The sequence below is a fragment of the Herbiconiux flava genome (assembly GCF_013409865.1).
Taxonomy (GTDB): domain Bacteria; phylum Actinomycetota; class Actinomycetes; order Actinomycetales; family Microbacteriaceae; genus Herbiconiux; species Herbiconiux flava.
In genome coordinates this window covers 3,826,002-3,840,394 of the sequence record NZ_JACCBM010000001.1, presented here as the reverse complement: position 1 = coordinate 3,840,394, position 14,393 = coordinate 3,826,002, and the positions used below count along the sequence as shown (strand labels likewise).

Annotated in this window: 15 protein-coding genes and 1 tRNA gene; 9 read left to right on the top strand and 7 right to left on the bottom strand. The window is 71.3% G+C overall.

All coding sequences use genetic code 11. The features are described 5' to 3' along the window. Nucleotides 1-1,563: X2-like carbohydrate binding domain-containing protein (locus BJ984_RS18325; RefSeq protein ID WP_179549228.1), on the top strand; the 1,563-nt coding region annotated here is incomplete at its 5' end. Nucleotides 1,564-1,597: 34 nt separating this feature from the next. Here BJ984_RS18325 and BJ984_RS18320 read toward each other — a convergent pair. Next, nucleotides 1,598-2,539, bottom strand: a complete 942-nt coding sequence (locus BJ984_RS18320; RefSeq protein ID WP_179549227.1) for a linear amide C-N hydrolase — start codon at nucleotides 2,537-2,539, stop codon at nucleotides 1,598-1,600. 42 nt (nucleotides 2,540-2,581) lie between these two features. On the opposite strand from BJ984_RS18320, the gene BJ984_RS18315 reads away from it, so the two are divergent. After that, a complete protein-coding gene (locus BJ984_RS18315) occupies nucleotides 2,582-2,953 on the top strand; it encodes a hypothetical protein (protein ID WP_179549226.1) in 372 nt (123 codons plus the stop codon). Nucleotides 2,954-2,987: 34 nt separating this feature from the next. Here the strand turns inward: BJ984_RS18315 and BJ984_RS19165 are convergent, their stop codons facing one another. Together BJ984_RS19165 and BJ984_RS18305 are read right to left on the bottom strand one after the other, a co-directional pair. Beyond that, nucleotides 2,988-4,556, bottom strand: coding sequence for a helix-turn-helix transcriptional regulator (locus BJ984_RS19165; protein ID WP_179549225.1), 1,569 nt, complete (start codon nucleotides 4,554-4,556; stop codon nucleotides 2,988-2,990). A 46-nt stretch (nucleotides 4,557-4,602) separates the two neighbouring features. Continuing rightward, nucleotides 4,603-5,070 (bottom strand): VanZ family protein, encoded by a 468-nt coding sequence (locus BJ984_RS18305; protein ID WP_179549224.1) that lies wholly within the window; start codon nucleotides 5,068-5,070, stop codon nucleotides 4,603-4,605. Between the two features lie 187 nt (nucleotides 5,071-5,257). Here BJ984_RS18305 and BJ984_RS18300 point away from each other — a divergent pair, with 187 nt between their 5' ends. Together BJ984_RS18300 and BJ984_RS18295 are read left to right on the top strand one after the other, a co-directional pair. Continuing rightward, the gene (locus BJ984_RS18300; protein ID WP_179549223.1) at nucleotides 5,258-6,463 is read left to right on the top strand and encodes a sensor histidine kinase; all 1,206 of its coding nucleotides are present in this window, start codon (nucleotides 5,258-5,260) and stop codon (nucleotides 6,461-6,463) included. Continuing rightward, nucleotides 6,460-7,632 (top strand): hypothetical protein, encoded by a 1,173-nt coding sequence (locus BJ984_RS18295; protein WP_179549222.1) that lies wholly within the window; start codon nucleotides 6,460-6,462, stop codon nucleotides 7,630-7,632. Before BJ984_RS18300 ends, BJ984_RS18295 begins: the two co-directional genes overlap by 4 nt. 12 nt (nucleotides 7,633-7,644) lie before the next feature. Here the strand turns inward: BJ984_RS18295 and BJ984_RS18290 are convergent, their stop codons facing one another. Continuing rightward, nucleotides 7,645-8,505 (bottom strand): TetR/AcrR family transcriptional regulator, encoded by an 861-nt coding sequence (locus tag BJ984_RS18290; RefSeq protein WP_179549221.1) that lies wholly within the window; start codon nucleotides 8,503-8,505, stop codon nucleotides 7,645-7,647. A gap of 194 nt (nucleotides 8,506-8,699) precedes the next feature. On the opposite strand from BJ984_RS18290, the gene BJ984_RS18285 reads away from it, so the two are divergent. The 5 genes from BJ984_RS18285 to BJ984_RS18265 all read left to right on the top strand — a co-directional run bounded on the left by BJ984_RS18285 (nucleotide 8,700) and on the right by BJ984_RS18265 (nucleotide 12,992). Next, nucleotides 8,700-9,536 carry a hypothetical protein gene (locus tag BJ984_RS18285; protein ID WP_179549220.1) on the top strand — a complete coding sequence of 279 codons (837 nt, stop codon included), beginning with the start codon at nucleotides 8,700-8,702 and terminating at the stop codon, nucleotides 9,534-9,536. Between the two features lie 16 nt (nucleotides 9,537-9,552). After that, nucleotides 9,553-10,515, top strand: coding sequence for a ThiF family adenylyltransferase (locus BJ984_RS18280; RefSeq protein WP_179549219.1), 963 nt, complete (start codon nucleotides 9,553-9,555; stop codon nucleotides 10,513-10,515). 293 nt (nucleotides 10,516-10,808) lie between these two features. Beyond that, complete coding sequence (locus tag BJ984_RS18275) at nucleotides 10,809-11,198, top strand: VOC family protein (protein WP_218870121.1); 390 nt, start codon at nucleotides 10,809-10,811, stop codon at nucleotides 11,196-11,198. A 39-nt stretch (nucleotides 11,199-11,237) separates the two neighbouring features. After that, entirely contained in the window at nucleotides 11,238-12,347 is a 1,110-nt protein-coding gene (locus BJ984_RS18270; RefSeq protein ID WP_179549217.1) for an Rv2578c family radical SAM protein, read from the top strand. Between the two features lie 33 nt (nucleotides 12,348-12,380). Beyond that, a complete protein-coding gene (locus BJ984_RS18265; RefSeq protein ID WP_179549216.1) occupies nucleotides 12,381-12,992 on the top strand; it encodes a thymidine kinase in 612 nt (203 codons plus the stop codon). A 34-nt stretch (nucleotides 12,993-13,026) separates the two neighbouring features. Here BJ984_RS18265 and BJ984_RS18260 read toward each other — a convergent pair whose 3' ends face one another. The 3 genes from BJ984_RS18260 to BJ984_RS18250 form a co-directional block, all read right to left on the bottom strand. Further along, a complete protein-coding gene (locus tag BJ984_RS18260; protein ID WP_173182808.1) occupies nucleotides 13,027-13,176 on the bottom strand; it encodes a hypothetical protein in 150 nt (49 codons plus the stop codon). A gap of 97 nt (nucleotides 13,177-13,273) precedes the next feature. After that, nucleotides 13,274-13,347 (bottom strand) — tRNA-Pro (locus BJ984_RS18255). Nucleotides 13,348-13,452: 105 nt separating this feature from the next. Then, nucleotides 13,453-14,388: a metallophosphoesterase gene (locus BJ984_RS18250; protein ID WP_179549215.1), complete on the bottom strand. Its 936-nt coding sequence runs from the start codon at nucleotides 14,386-14,388 to the stop codon at nucleotides 13,453-13,455. Between the last annotated feature and the right edge of the window lie 5 nt (nucleotides 14,389-14,393).

Below are 14,393 nucleotides of genomic sequence, written 5' to 3'. Positions count from 1 at the left end.
GGCGGCCCCGGCGGCTGGAACGACCTCGACTCGCTGAACGTCGGCAACGGCACGATGGACGGCCTGACCAAGGACGAGCGCCGCACCGCCGCCACCCTCTGGGCGATCTCGGCCGCGCCGATGTACGTCGGCAACGACCTCACCCAGCTCGACGACTACGGACTGCAGCTGCTGACGAACCGCGACGTGCTCGCGGTGCAGCAGAACGGCGTGCCGGCCCAGCCGGTGTCGATGTCGTCGAACAAGCAGGTCTGGTACGCCCTGAACGCCGACGGCACCTACACGGTCGCCCTGTTCAACCTCGGCCGCACCGACTCCGACGTCACCGTCGACTTCGCCGACATCGGCCTCACCGGGGGTGGCGAGGTGCGCGACCTCTGGGCGGGCAAGAAGCTCGGCTCCTTCGACAGCTCGTTCACCGGCTCGGCGATCCCGATCCACGGCGTGCAGCTGCTCAAGGTCACCCCGGCCAAGAACGCCGGCGTCACGGTGAACGACGACGCCCTCTGCGTCTCCTACGACGTCCCCGACGGCACGGCCGCCGACGGTGAATGGATGCGCAACGGAGGCCGCGAGGTCGCCCCCGTCTCGCAGCCCCTCACCGTCTCGGTCATCGATTCGTCCACCGGCGAGGGCGAGCCGGCCGTCCCCTCCGACGGACGCTCGGTGACGCTGAACGACGACGCCCAGGGCATCGTCTACAGCGGAACCTGGAGCCGCAGCTCCGGCCGCGGCCTCGGCGACCACGGCGACGACGTGCACTATACCGAGGCGAACGGGGACGCGTTCCAGTACACCTTCCAGGGCACCGGCATCTCCTTCGTCAGCGAGACGCACGAGTCGCAGGGCGAGGCCGAGATCTACCTCGACGGTCAGCTGGTGCAGACCGTCGACGCCCATCTCGACCCGAGCCAGGGCCGGGGCGTGCAGCAGGTGCTGTACAGCGCATCCGATCTGCCGAACGGCAGTCACACGCTGCGGGTCGTGAAGAAGTCGGGCTCGTACCTGCTGCTCGACAAGCTCGACCTGACCGTCGAGAGCCTGCTCAGCCAGAGCACGGCGACGTTCGACAAGGCGGCGGCGACGGATGCGGTGGTCGAGCTCCTGCGCGACCCCGGTGAGCTGGCGGGTGTCTCGCACGCCGGCGCCGCGCTCGAAGAGGGCATCGACTACACCGTCGACGGCAGCACCGTCACGATCTCGGCGGCCTACCTCGGGACGCTGCCGATCGGCGCCGCGCCGCTCGACTTCGCCTTCCGCGGAGACCTGCACGGCGACGTGCACTCGAGCACGGCAGACGGGGCCTTCGCCACCTTCGGCTTCACCGGCACCGGGGTCTCCTGGGTCGGTCCGCTCGCTCCCGACCAGGGGACGGTGGACGTCTACGTCGACGGCGCGTACGTGAAGACGGTCGACACCCACGCCGAGGTGCGCCGCACCGGGCAGACGCTGTTCGAGTCGGCCGGGCTGAAGAACGGCGACCACACGATCACCGTCGTCAAGTCGTCGGGCACGGTCATCCGCGTCGACGCCTTCGCCTACACAGTGAAGAAGGTGAAGTAGCCGTAGCCTCGTGCACCTCGCCCGGCGTCGCCGCTCAGTAGAGCAGCGGCGCCGGTGCGAGGTTCGCGGTCTGGTCGCCGACGAGCGCGAGGTCGCGCGGGTCGAGCTTCGCGACCTCGGTGCGGTCTTTGAGCTCGTCGAGCTCGACCCAGAAGATGTTCGGACTGCGGGTGGAGCCGAAGTAGTAGACCCGGTTCGTCAGGTCGGCGCCCGAGCGCCACCAGGTGGGGTAGACGTCTCCCGTCGTGTACGGGGCCCCGTAGGGCACCGAGACGTTTGCGATCAGCTGGAAGACGCCGGCGACGGCCTCCTCGGCGCTCTCGGGCTCGGGCAGGTAGTGCAGGAAGTAGGCCGAGCGCACGAAGCGGTCGGTGGAGCTGATGTCGCCGGGCGGCGGCAGCTCGCCGCCGAAGGGACGGTAGCGGGCGAGGTTCTCCAGCTGCCGGTCGAGCGTCGGGGAGTTCGCCATCACCGTGTACTCGGGGCCGTGGTGCACGACCAGCTCGCCGCCGACGGGCTCGATCACGGCCGAGTCGCCGGAGGCGTCCTCGATCGCGATGTGCACGCCGAGCTGGATGCCGCGGAAGGTGGGCGAGGTGATCCGGATGCGGCCGATGTCGGCGACGGCCTCGGCCACCGTGGCGTAGTTGTCGAGCAGGTACTGCACCCACAGCGCGTTCGCGACCGAGGGCCGTCCATCGGCCTCGGGGAAGGCGACGTCGTCGGGGTTGAGGTAGAGCGCGTGGGCGCCGAGGCCCTTCTCGTTCAGGCCGTCGACCGTGCCCAGGCCCCACATGCTGACGGCGACGTTGGAGTACGTGGACGTCCAGCGGTGGCTCTCGTGGTCGGCATTGCCGCTGCGCTCGGTGCCGCGCGGCACGAACCACAGCTCGGGCTCGTCGCTGACGGCCCAGTCCATGCAGCGGCTGACGGTCTTGGCGACCTGGTTGGTGTTCCAGAGGATGCGCGTGCACATAGCCGTGAGCGTAGCGCCTCGCCGTGCCGCTACCCTCGGTTCATGACCGAACCCGAACTGCCGGCGCGCGTCAGGGCCTGGGAGCTCCCCGGACAGTGGCTGCGCGAGGAGAAGTTCTGGCGCGACATCGGCACCCGCGTGCTCGCCGGAGTCATCACGGCCGCGATCGTCTACCTCGGCGCCCTCGTGCTCGGCTACCTGCACACGCCCGAGATCGGCGCGGGCCTCGCGCTGCTGCTCGGCCTCGCCCTGTCGGCGGCGCTGCTGCTGGTCGCGGTCGTGCTCGCGTCCCGGCTCCCGGCCCGGCGTCGCTCGGGCGGAGCCATCGCGCTGCGGCTCGGCGTCGCGGTGCTGCTCGCGCTCGCGGCCCTCTCCCTGGCCGCAGCCGTGATCACGGACGCGCTGCGCCCCTGAGTCCCCGAGCCCCCGAGCCAGGCTGCGGCGGTGCTCACGAACGCGCTGCGCCCCTGAACCAGGGCTGCGCCGCGCGCTGCAGCTCGCGCCGGTTCTGCACGCCCACCTTGCGGTAGATGCTCCGCAGCTGCGTCTTGACGGTGTTGGGCGATACGAAGAGAGCGTCGGCGACCGAGGCCGTGCTCTGCCCCTCGAGCACCGCCGCCAGCACCGCCTTCTCGCGCGGTGTCAGGGTCGCGAAGGGGTCGGGGTCGGGGTCGCGAGCGGCGGTGAGGAGACGCTCGGCCAGTGCATCCGGAACCGCCCCGGCCGGCGAGGCCGCGATCAGCGCCGCCAGCTCACCCCGCGGCAGCACGAGCAACGACCGCAGCAGGCCGTGGGTGCGGGCGAGCTCGAGCGCGAGGGCGAAGGTCGCGGTGGCGGTCGACGGCGTCGTCGCGGCGTCGTGCCGCTGGGCCGCCGCGGTGAGGGCGAACGCCGACACCAGCACCCGGGGCTCCGCGGTGGCGGCGGCGATCAGCGGGGCGGCGCGGCGACCGGCGGCCCCGAAGTCACCGGCCTCGGCGGCAGCAGCCGCCTCCATCATCAGGGCGATGCGCCCCAGGGGGGAACGCTCGTCGGCGCCGAGTCCGGCCACCGCCGCGCGGGCCTCGGCCCGGTCGCCGAGCGCCGCGAACAGCAGCGCGCGGGCGAGCGCCACGAACCCGGTCGACTCGCCGGCGCTCCGCACCGCCTCGGGCTGGCCGGCGGCGGTGGCGTCGATCTGGCTGAGCACCGCGAGGGCCGAGCCGGCGTCGCGGACGAGCAGGGCCGCGAGGAGCTTCTGGGCCGGCCAGCGCTCGGTGACGCCCGCGAGGTCGGCCGCGGCGAGGGTGCGGGCGGCCGCGTCGACGCGCAGCTCGTCGATCAGCAGCAGGGTCTGCGCGAAGACCGCCGAGATCGAGGCCCGCGTCTGCCACCACTCGCCGTCGGCGTCGGGGAGCCCGGCCAGGCGGTTGCGCGCCTGCACGTTGCGGCCCGCCAGGGCGTGCAGCCAGGCGAGGCTGCCGGCTGCCCTGGCCTGCATGACGACATGGTCGATCAGCACGGCGTGGTCGAAGCACTCGCCGTACTCCCGCACCGCGGCGTCGAGGTCGCCGGAGTACTCCCAGACCATCGCCCACTGGAACTCCAACTCGGGCAGCGCCTGCACCAGCTGCTCGCGTGCCACGGGGGTCGCCTCGTCGACCGCGGCCCTGGCCTCGCGCACGGCGGCGACGGCGTCGGCGAGACGCCCGTTGGCCCGGCCGGCGGCGGCACGGGCGGTCAGCTGGGCGAGCAGGTCGAGCAGGGTGCGCGGCGGGGGAGCGGCGGCGGTGCCACGGAAGCGGGTGGACTTCGGGGCGTCGTTCTCGACGAAGCGGTTGACGTACTCGATGGCGTGCGCCCAGCGCGGATGCCCGGCCAGCACCTCGGCCGGCAGCGCGGTGATGGTGCGGCGGAGCAGCTGCGGCTCGTTCGCCAGGAGAGCCGACCAGCGGGTGTCGAGCGCGGCCACCACGCCCGCCCAGTCCTCGGCGGCGACGAGGCGGTCGAGGTCGTGGTCGTCGTGGTCGTTCGTCACTGCAGTTCCCCTGTCCGCGACAACACTAGCGAAACCGCCCGACCGGTCAGAGCTGCACGGTGCCCGGCCCCCAGCCGTCGCGAGGCGGAGGCGGAGGCAGGGCGACGGCACGCCTCCGCAGGCGGGACTCGCGACGCCGTCGCCAGCGCGCCAGCAGTGCGCCGGCCACGAGCGCCCCGATCAGACCGCCCAGGGTGTTGGCGATCACGTCGTCGACCGTCGCGAACCGGTCGGGCAGGAACACGTACTGGGTCAGTTCGATCGCGACCGAGCCGGCGAGGCAGAGCAGCACCGCGAGACCCCAGATGCGGCGCCCCAGGAGCAGCCCGAGCAGCAGCCCGAGGGGGATGAAGAGGGCGACGTTCGAGAGGAACTCGACCTGCGGGTAGCCGAGGAACTCCAGCAGGTGCCGGTCGTGCAGGCCCTTCAGGATGCGCGCGAGCATCCCTCTCGCCTTCTCGTCGACGGGCGACGGCCACATCACGACGACCAGCACCGCCGCGGCGTACAGCACCAGCAGCAGGGCGGCGATCGGCCGGGCCCACGACCGACGGGCCCTGGATCGATTGCCTGTGGACGGGCTGGCTCTGGACGGACTGGCTCTGGACGGACTGGTCAGGACGCCTCCCCGGTAGCGAGTGACCATCGTATCGGGCGCGACCTGGACGATCGACGTATGGGATCATGCTTCTGGGGGAACGATGTCGGCACTCGAACGGCCCGCCGCCGGCGCGGTCTCGGCGGCCACGCTGGCCTTCGGCGTGACCGCGCTCGGCATCGCCGTCGTGCTGGTGCTGCTGCGCGCCGCCTACCTGCCGGGCGACGCCGTCTGGCCCGCGCTCGGGTTCCTCGTGCCGATCGCCGTGCTGATCCCGCTCGCCCGGCGGCGGCTCGGCTGGTGGGCGACGGTGCTGCACCTCGTGGTGGCGGCGGTGAGCATCGGCGGCTACTCCTTCGTGATCCTCGCCGAGTCGGGGGCGGCGGTCGCCGAGTCGCCGTTCATCCTCGCGCTGCCCCAGCTCGCCGTGATCTACACCGTGGCGCCGGCCGTGATGGGCGCCGGCAACCTCGTCGCCATCGCCCTGGCCTACCTGCTCGGGCAGGCCGCGGTGCTCGTCGCGGCGACCGCGACCGGCCGCTACCCGTCCTTCGACGGCTTCACCGCCGTGCTGACCGCCGTGGTGCTCGCGGTGGGCGTGGCCGACCTGATCACCCGCCGCCGGGCCGAGCTCGACTCCCGCTCGGTCGATCGCGCCCGGCGCGAGGCCGACGCGCTCGCCTACCAGCGCGAGGTCGAGACGCAGGTGATCGCGCTCTTCCACGACACCGTGCTCGGCGAGCTCACGCTGATCTCGCACCTCACGCCCGGGCCGCTCCCCGACGGACTCGCGGCGGCGCTCCGCCGTGACCTCGCCCTGATCGAGACCGGACGGCTCTGGCCCGACGAGCTCTCCGGCGCCACCCCGGCCCTCGACGACATCCCGCTGCCCTCGCGGGTGGCGCTCGCCGTGGCGGCGGCCCGGGAGCGCGGGCTCGCGATCGACCTCGCGGGCGACCTCGCCTCGCTGCAGCGGCTCGCCCCGTCCGTCGCCGAGGCCGTCGGGCTCGCCCTCGACCAGGTGCTCGTCAACGTGCGACGCCATGCCCGCACCGAACGGGTGGAGGTCGTCGTCGACGGTGCCGCCCGGGAGGTGGTGCTGATGGTCAGTGACGCCGGCGTCGGCTTCGACCCGGGCGGGGTGGGCCCCGACCGCCTCGGGGTGCAGCACTCGATCCTCGGCCGTATCGAGGCCGTGGGCGGCCGCGCGCAGCTCTTCACGGCGCCCGGCAGCGGCACGGCCTACCTGTTCAGCCTGCCTCCGGCCCCCGAGAACGTCTGGCCCGAGCCCGAGCGGGCGAGCGGATGATCGGCTTCCTGTCGTGGCGGATCGCGCCCCGCCGGGCGGCCCCCATCGTCGCCGGCGCCCTGCATCCGCTGCTCGTCGTCACCGGGATCGCGCTGATCGCGGTGGCGCTCGTGCGAACGGTGACCGATGCCGAGCGGATCGTGCATCCGGTGCTCGCGATCGGCGCGATCGTGGCCGTCGCGGTCGCGTCGCTCGGTCTCGTGCTGGCCACCGACCCGGTGCGTCCGCCGACCTCGGCCCTCGCGTTCGGTCTCACCGTGGCGGCCGCGCTGACCGCCGACGGGCTCTCGGCCGCGGCCGGCTGGGGTGCGTCGAACGTGCTGTGGGACGACTGGGGACCGGTGGTGATCGGCGTCGTGATCCTCTCGTTCAGCATGTTCCGGCCCGGGCGCGAGCTCGCGGCGGCCACCGTGGTCTCGCTGGTCGTCGTGGGCTCGATCAGCGCGGCGGAGGCCGGGGACCTGCCCGAGACCGTGTCGCCGCTGACCTCGGCCGTGATCGCCTGCACCCCCGTGCTGCTGTTCGGGGTCGCGTCGTCGGTGTTCTCCTACCGGATGAGCCTGACGCTGGCGCGGCAGCAGGAGCTGGCCGGCCGGGAGCAGCGGGGCCTCGCGCGGCGGGTGCGCATCCGCCTTCGGGAGCTCATGCGCGATTCGGGCCGCGCCGAGCTCTCGGCCGAGGTCGTGCCGTTCTTCGAGGAGGTGCTCGCCCGCGGGGCGCTGGCCCCCGGGGACCCCGCGCGGGCCAGACGGCTCTCGGCGGTGCTGCGCTCGGAGATCATGACCGGGGTGGGCCTGCCCTGGCTGGAGCGGCTGCGGCGAGCCCGTCCCGGCCGCCTGGTGCTGCACGATCCCGCGGCGGTGGCGGAGAGCCTGCCGGTCGAGCAGAAGGTGGCGCTGCGTGCCCTGCTCACGGCGCTGCTCGCGCATCCGGAGACCGAGGGATCGGCGCTGCACGTGCGGGTCACGGAGGTGGGCGAGCACCGCAGCGTGTTCGTGCGGGCCCCCTGGACCGCGGGGGAGCCGGCCGCACGGCGGGCACTCGGGAGCTTCGTGGCGGTGATGGGCACGGCGTTCGGGCGCTCGCAGGTCACCGTCGGCGGGGGCGAGCTGCGCCTTCTGTTCGCTCAGAACCCGCGCGTCACCGACGCCGGGCCGTGGCACGACTGAGGCGGTCGACCCCTAGTCGTCGATGCCGCGGCTGCGCGGCTGCACCATCGGGATCTCGTCGATGCCGCCCGAGAGCCGGGCGATGGCCGCCTCGGCGTCGTAGTTCGGGTCGGGCACGATGAACGACGAGGTGATGGCGTGGTACGAGATGGCCGCGAGCGACACCTCGGCCGAGCGGCCCTCGTTCTCGATGTTGTAGCGGGCCTCGACGAGGTCGGGGATGATCGCGCGCGAGATGCCGAGACCCTCGATGACCGCCGAGGAGGCGACGACCAGGGGGCGGTAGTCGTCGTTCAGATCGGGACGGAGGCGGTAGCCGACCGCGGGCACGATGTTGCGGTAGAACACCTCCATCTGGTCGAGGAAGGCCAGTTCGCTGTTGCGGAGCGACTCGATCACCCGGTCGCGCACGGCGGAGGGGTAGGAGAGCGCCGTGGAGGCCAGGGCCACGTAGGTGCGCCACTGCACCGACGAGGTGACGGCCTCGAAGTTCTGCTCGGCCGCGAGGCTCACGACGTCGAGGAAGATGCGGCGGCGGCCCTCGGGGGTGCGCAGCTCGTCGGCGCGGAAGCCGAGGTACTCCCAGGTGGCGACGAGCGACTCCTCGTCGGCACGGCCGGGGGAGACCTGGTTGGCGACCTCGCTGAGCAGGTCTTCGAAGAAGGCCTCCTTGGTCTCCCATATCTTGTAGACGGCGCTCCGGGGAACACCGGCCTCTTTGATCAGGTCGTCCATCAGGAGGTGCTCGAAGCCCACCGTGAGGCCGTTCGTCTGCACGAGGCCCATCGCGGTCTGCAGCAGGGCGGTGCGCACCTCGTCCTTGGGCACCTTTCCGCGGCCCGCCGCGGACTTCCCCCAGCTGTTCTCTGACATCGATCAGCCCCTCTCGGAATCATTTTGGGACATAACGTCCCAAGTTGCAAACGAACACGGCCCGCTCCTATGCTCGATTTCACGGCACCCAGCGCGCGCGGACCAGCCGGTCGATCCCCACCAAGGTGAACAATCGGAGGAACCCGCAGTGCTCCGTGTGGCTCTCACCTCCGAATTCTGTCAGAGGACCGCCGGTGTCGCGCATTGACCGCACCATCTCCAACGCGGCCGTCATCCCGCTCATCGACGGGTCGCCCGCCTTCGTCGTCGAGCCGGAAGCGCGCCTCGCCTCGGGTGTGATCGCCGTGAACGGCGTCGCCCTCCCCGGCTTCGAGGAGGCCTACCGCCAGCACTTCGAGTTCCGGCGCCTGGTCTACGTCGAGCAGACGGGACAGCTCGACCCCTCCGAGCTCTCCGACGACGGGCTCGACCGCGACGAGGACGACTCCCGCTCGGTGACCTTCGGCATCTTCGAGAACGCGCCGGAGGGCGTGCGCATCGTCGGGGTGGCCCGCGCCATCATCAAGGGGGCCGTCGGGGTCGACCGGCCGCTGCCGGTGGAGGACTTCTGCCCGGAGCTGTTCGCCGAGCATCCGCTGCCCGCCGGCAGTGCCGAGGTCTCGCGCGTGATCGCCCGGCACGAGCGGGTGGCGATGCAGGAGCTCATCCAGTGGCACCTGTTCGCGATCATCTCCTCCTACTTCACCACGCACGGGCTGGGGCGGGCCTTCGCGATCATCGAGCCGTGGCTCGAGCGGCACCTGGCCGGCATGCTCTCGATCTGGAGCATCGGCGAGCCCCGCTACATCGAGCACTACCTCGACTACAACCTGCCGGTCGAGTTCGACCAGCCCGGTTCGGCGGCCCGCATCACCGAGCGCAACGCGACCATCCTCGGTCAGCTCGCGGCGGCCGACGGGGAGCTGCAGTACTTCGGCCGCATCTCGCGGGCGCAGCGCGCCCTCGCGATCGAGTCGGGCCGGGCGCCCGACGTGCGGGCGGTGGCCGATGGGGTCACCGAGAGCCTGTGATCGGGTCGCTGCGCCGATGAGATCGCTGGGCGACCCCGAGTTCTCGCGCAACTACGGCTTCTGGAGCGAAGCGGAGCAGCAGGCGCTGACTGAGTCGCGGATCGCGATCGCCGGGGTCGGCGGGGTGGGCTTCCAGGTCGGCACGAAGCTCGCCCGCATGGGGGTGGGCAGCTTCAGCATCGCCGACCCCGAGGTGTTCGAGCGCGCCAACGCCAACCGCGTGCCGGGGGCGAGTGCGCTGAGCTACGGTCGCGGCAAGGCGGAGGTCTTCCGCGAGGAGGTGCTGGCCGTCAATCCGTCGGCGGTGGTCGACGTCTACGGCGAGGGAGTCACGCCCTCGAACGCGGCGGAGTTCCTGGCGGGCGCCGACCTCGTCTTCGACGAGTCCGAGACGACGCAGCCCGAGATCGGCACGGCCATCGCGCGGCAGGCGCGGACGCAGGGGATCGCCGACCTGCTCGTGGTGAACGTCGGCTTCTCGTCGATGGCGACGGCGTTCGCGCCCTCCGGCCGGTTCACCTTCGAGCGCTACATGGGGCTGCCCGAGGGCGCCCCGCTCGACGAGATCGCGCAGATGTCGGTCGACTTCTCGCGCTTCCTGCCGTACGTGCCCCCGTACAGCGACCTGAGGGGCCTCGTCGCTGTCGCCACAGCCGGCCCCGACGGCACGAAGCCGTCCCTGCCGTCCATCGCTCCCGGTGTCGACCTCGCCAGCGCGCTGGGGAGCACGCAGGCGTTCCTGCACCTGATGCACCGCAAGGGGCTCGGGCAGCGCCGTCGCCGGCCGATCTGGGCGCCGCGGGTGGCCGTGCTCGATGCGTACACGGTGACCGGCCGCATCATCCGTGCATCGAAAGCGACCCACCTGCGGCACCTGCTCGTCGCGGCGGCGCGCGACCGGGCCGGGCGCAACCCGCGCGGGTCCTACACGCACGAGGACATCTCGCGGCGGGCCCGTCTCGATGACGCCGCGGGATGACTTCGATGTCATCTCGGAAACCGGCCTAGCACACCACGACTTGCGCTGTATGCCCCGTGTAAAGGGGCCGTGTGCTCGTGTAATGTGAGCCTGACGGTGACGTCACAAGCGCCCCTGATCCATGGTCGTAAGGGTAACGGCTGAACATGGCAGACGGTGTTGACGTCTCCTTGCGGGATGAGAGTATCGGGTCCTCTCATCCCGCTAAATCTTTTCATCCCGCTGAATTCTCTCGTCTCGATGAATCTGTCGGCGGGCCCGGTGCGGGCGCCGTGCGCGCTACGGTCGTAGACGTGAAACTCAACCGCGTGCACCACATCGCCGTCATCGCCACCGACTACGAGCGGTCGAAGGCCTTCTACCTCGACGTGCTCGGCTGCACCCTGCTGACCGAGGTCTACCGCGCCGAGCGCGACTCGTGGATGGGCGATCTCGCCCTGAACGGCGAGTACCTGATCGAGCTGTTCTCCTTCCCGAACCCGCCCGCCCGGCCTTCGGGACCCGAGGCGACCGGCCTCCGTCATCTGGCCTTCGAGGTCGACTCGGTTCCGGATGCGCGGACCGAGCTCGTGGCCAAGGGAGTGCGCTGCGAGGAGCTGCGGGTCGACCCGCACACCGGGCGGGACATGCTGTTCTTCTTCGACCCCGATGGGCAGCCGCTGGAGTTGTATGCCGCGGCGTGACCCCTTGCTCTTCATTCGAATATGTGTTCGAATGTCGGCATGCGCTGGACAGGTCAGGCCCTCTCATCCGAAGCGCCGGCCGCCCTGCCCGGGCTCGCCCGGCTGAGCAACCTCGTGCGCTCGGTGCAGACACCCGAGTTCGCGGGCATCACCTTCCATGAGGTGCTCGCCAAGAGCGCGCTGAATCACGTGCCCGGTACGAGCAAGTCCCTTCCGTTCGCGTGGACGGTGAACCCCTATCGCGGCTGTTCGCACGCCTGCGTGTACTGCTTCGCCCGCCCCACCCACGGCTACCTCGACCTCGACGCCGGTGACGACTTCGACCGGCAGATCATCGTGAAGGTCAACGTGGGCGAGGTGCTCGCCAAGGAGCTGGGCAAGAAGTCGTGGTGCCACCACCCGGTCGCCCTCGGCACCAACACCGATCCCTACCAGCGGGCCGAGGGGCGCTACGCGCTGATGCCGTCGATCATCCGGTCGCTCGCCGAGTCGGGCACCCCGTTCTCCATCCTCACCAAGGGCTCGTTGATGCGGCGCGACCTCGACCTCATCGCCGACGCGTCCCGGGTCGTGCCGGTCAGCCTCGCCATGTCGATCGCGATCTACGACGACGAGCTGCAGCAGTCCATGGAGCCGGGCACCCCGAGCACCAAGGCGCGGCTCGCCACGGTCACCGCCGTGCGCGAGAAGGGGCTCGACTGCCAGGTCTTCCTGATGCCCGTGCTGCCCTTCCTCACCGATACCGTCGAGCACCTCGAGCACGCCGTGTCGCTCGCCGCCCAGGCGGGCGCCTCGAGCGTCGTGTACTCGGCGCTCTGCCTCAAGCCCGGCGTGCGGGAGTGGTACACCGGGTGGCTGCAGCGGGAGCATCCGGAGCTCATCGCCCCCTACGCGAAGCTCTACTCCCGCGGGAGCTACGCGCCGAAGGAGTACCGCGACTGGCTGGCCGACCGCATCCGGCCGATCGTGCGGCGGCACGGCGTCGGCAGCGGGCGGCTGTCACGGGCCACGGGCGGGGTGCTGCCGCCGGGGGCGGACGACGGAGTGCTGCAATGGGGGAGCTTCGGCGCGGGTGCGCAGTCGGACGGGCAGGTCGACGGGGCCGCGGCGCCGGCGCTGCTGCCGGCGGGGCAGCCGACGCTGTTCTGACGGGGCGGTCGTGGCGGGGCATAGGGTGTTCGGGTGGCGAAACTGTATTTCCGGTTCGGGGCGATGAACAGCGGCAAGAGCACCGCGATGCTGCAGGCCGCCTACAACTACGAGGAGCGCGGTCAGCAGGTGCTGATCGCGAAGCCCGCCGTCGACACCAAGGGCGATCTGCAGATCGTCTCGCGCCTCGGCGTCACGCGCGACGCCGACTTCCTGATCGCGCCCGACACCGAGGTGCGGGTCGAGTTCCAGAGCCGCCGCGACGAGGTCGTGCGCGAGACCGGCGTCGACGTGAGCTGCCTGCTGGTCGACGAGGCGCAGTTCCTCACCCCCGGCCAGGTCGACGACCTGCTTCGCATCGCCATCCTCGACGGGGTGCCGGTGCTGGCGTACGGCATCCGCAGCGATTTCCAGACGGAGGGGTTCCCGGGGAGCATCCGTCTGCTCGAGGTGGCGCACAGCCTGGAGGAGCTGAAGACCATCTGCCGCTGCGGGCGCAAGGCCATCTTCAATGCGCGAGCGATCGGCGGGCGCTACGTGTTCGACGGGGCGCAGGTGGCGATCGACGGTGAGGACGTCACCTACGAGTCGCTCTGCGGGGCGTGCTACCTCGAGGAGTCGCACGGGCGGCTCGGGCACCACTGAGAGATCTCAGGGGTCCGAGCGCCCACGAGAGCGGCTAGCGGCGGCGGCTCAGCACGGGTCTGGCCGAGAAGGTCCAGTCCGACTGGTCGCGGAGCTTGATGGAGCGGCCGACGGCGAGAGCGATGGCGGTGGCGCCCACCACCCAGCCTGTGGCCGCGAGTGCGGCGATAGCGATGAAATCCACGGTGATTCCCTTCGAGCCCGGGTCGGGGTGCCCGGTTGAGAAGAGGATAACCACGAAACCGGCCAGAGCGTGGGAACTCTGACCGGTTTCTGATGTGTCGGGGTAGCGGGATTCGAACCCACGACCTCCTCGTCCCGAACGAGGCGCGCTACCAAGCTGCGCCACACCCCGAATTCACCACCACGCGAGCGCGGTTGGAACTCAACAAGGATAGCCGATTTTCCAGCGGTGTGAGACCACTCGCCCCGGTCGAGGCATCGGCCGGGCCCGTTCCGCTCAGCGTGCGCGGGCCGTCAGCGTCAGCAGGGTGGCCTCGGGAGGGCAGGCGAACCGCACCGGCGCGTAGATCGAGGTGCCGAGCCCCGCCGAGACGTTCAGGTGGGCCGAGTGGAACCCATGCCGCCACAGGCTCAGCCCCTTCACCTGATCGCGGGGGATGTCGCAGTTCGTCACCAGCGCGCCGAACCCGGGCACGCAGACCTGGCCGCCGTGCGTGTGGCCGGCGAAGATCACCTCGGCACCGTGGGTGACGAACGAGTTGAGCACGTACTGGTACGGCGCGTGCGCGACGCCGATCGAGACGCGCGGGCCCCGGTCGTCGTTCTCCCGCAGCTCGTCGAGAGCTCCGGGGATGCGCTCGAGCTTGTCGAAGCGGCGATGCGGGTCGTCGACGCCGAAGAAGTCGATGATCGTGCCGTTCACCTCGGTGGTGACGGCCCGGTTGTTGAGGTTCTTCCAGCCGAGCGAGTCGAAGAAGCCCTCGAGCGCGGCCGTGTCGAGCCGCTCCGAGGAGTGGGCGTGCTTCGACGGACCCGTGAAGTACCGGAGCGGGTTCTTCGGCGAGGGGCCGAAGTAGTCGTTCGAACCGTTCACGTAGACGCCGGGCACATCCGCGAACACCGCCAGAGCCGAGCGGATGCCCGACAGCCCGTCCCGGTGACCGAGGTTGTCGCCCGTGTCGACGACCAGGTCGGGCTTCAGCCGGGCGAGTTCGCGCACCCACTCCTGCTTGTGCGTCTGCCACGGCGCCATGTGCAGGTCGGAGAGGTGCAGCACGCGGATGTCGTCGGCGCCCGCAGGCAGCACCTCGACGGTCGCCGTGCGCAGCGTGAACCGGTTGCGTTCGATCAGCGAACCGTACGCGAGGGCTCCGGCGCCGGCCGCCGCGACCACGCCGAGGGCGGTCGCGGCGGCCCGCGGTAGAGCGGTCACCGGGG

Excerpts from the sequence above, each read along its gene's own strand:
- BJ984_RS18280 (WP_179549219.1), top strand. The coding sequence starts at position 9,553 with ATGAGATCGCTGGGCGACCCCGAGTTCTCGCGCAACTACGGCTTCTGG.
- BJ984_RS18290 (WP_179549221.1), bottom strand. The coding sequence starts at position 8,505 with ATGTCAGAGAACAGCTGGGGGAAGTCCGCGGCGGGCCGCGGAAAGGTG.
- BJ984_RS18295 (WP_179549222.1), top strand. The coding sequence starts at position 6,460 with ATGATCGGCTTCCTGTCGTGGCGGATCGCGCCCCGCCGGGCGGCCCCC.
- BJ984_RS18300 (WP_179549223.1), top strand. The coding sequence starts at position 5,258 with ATGTCGGCACTCGAACGGCCCGCCGCCGGCGCGGTCTCGGCGGCCACG.
- BJ984_RS18270 (WP_179549217.1), top strand. The coding sequence starts at position 11,238 with ATGCGCTGGACAGGTCAGGCCCTCTCATCCGAAGCGCCGGCCGCCCTG.
- BJ984_RS18320 (WP_179549227.1), bottom strand. The coding sequence starts at position 2,539 with ATGTGCACGCGCATCCTCTGGAACACCAACCAGGTCGCCAAGACCGTC.
- BJ984_RS18315 (WP_179549226.1), top strand. The coding sequence starts at position 2,582 with ATGACCGAACCCGAACTGCCGGCGCGCGTCAGGGCCTGGGAGCTCCCC.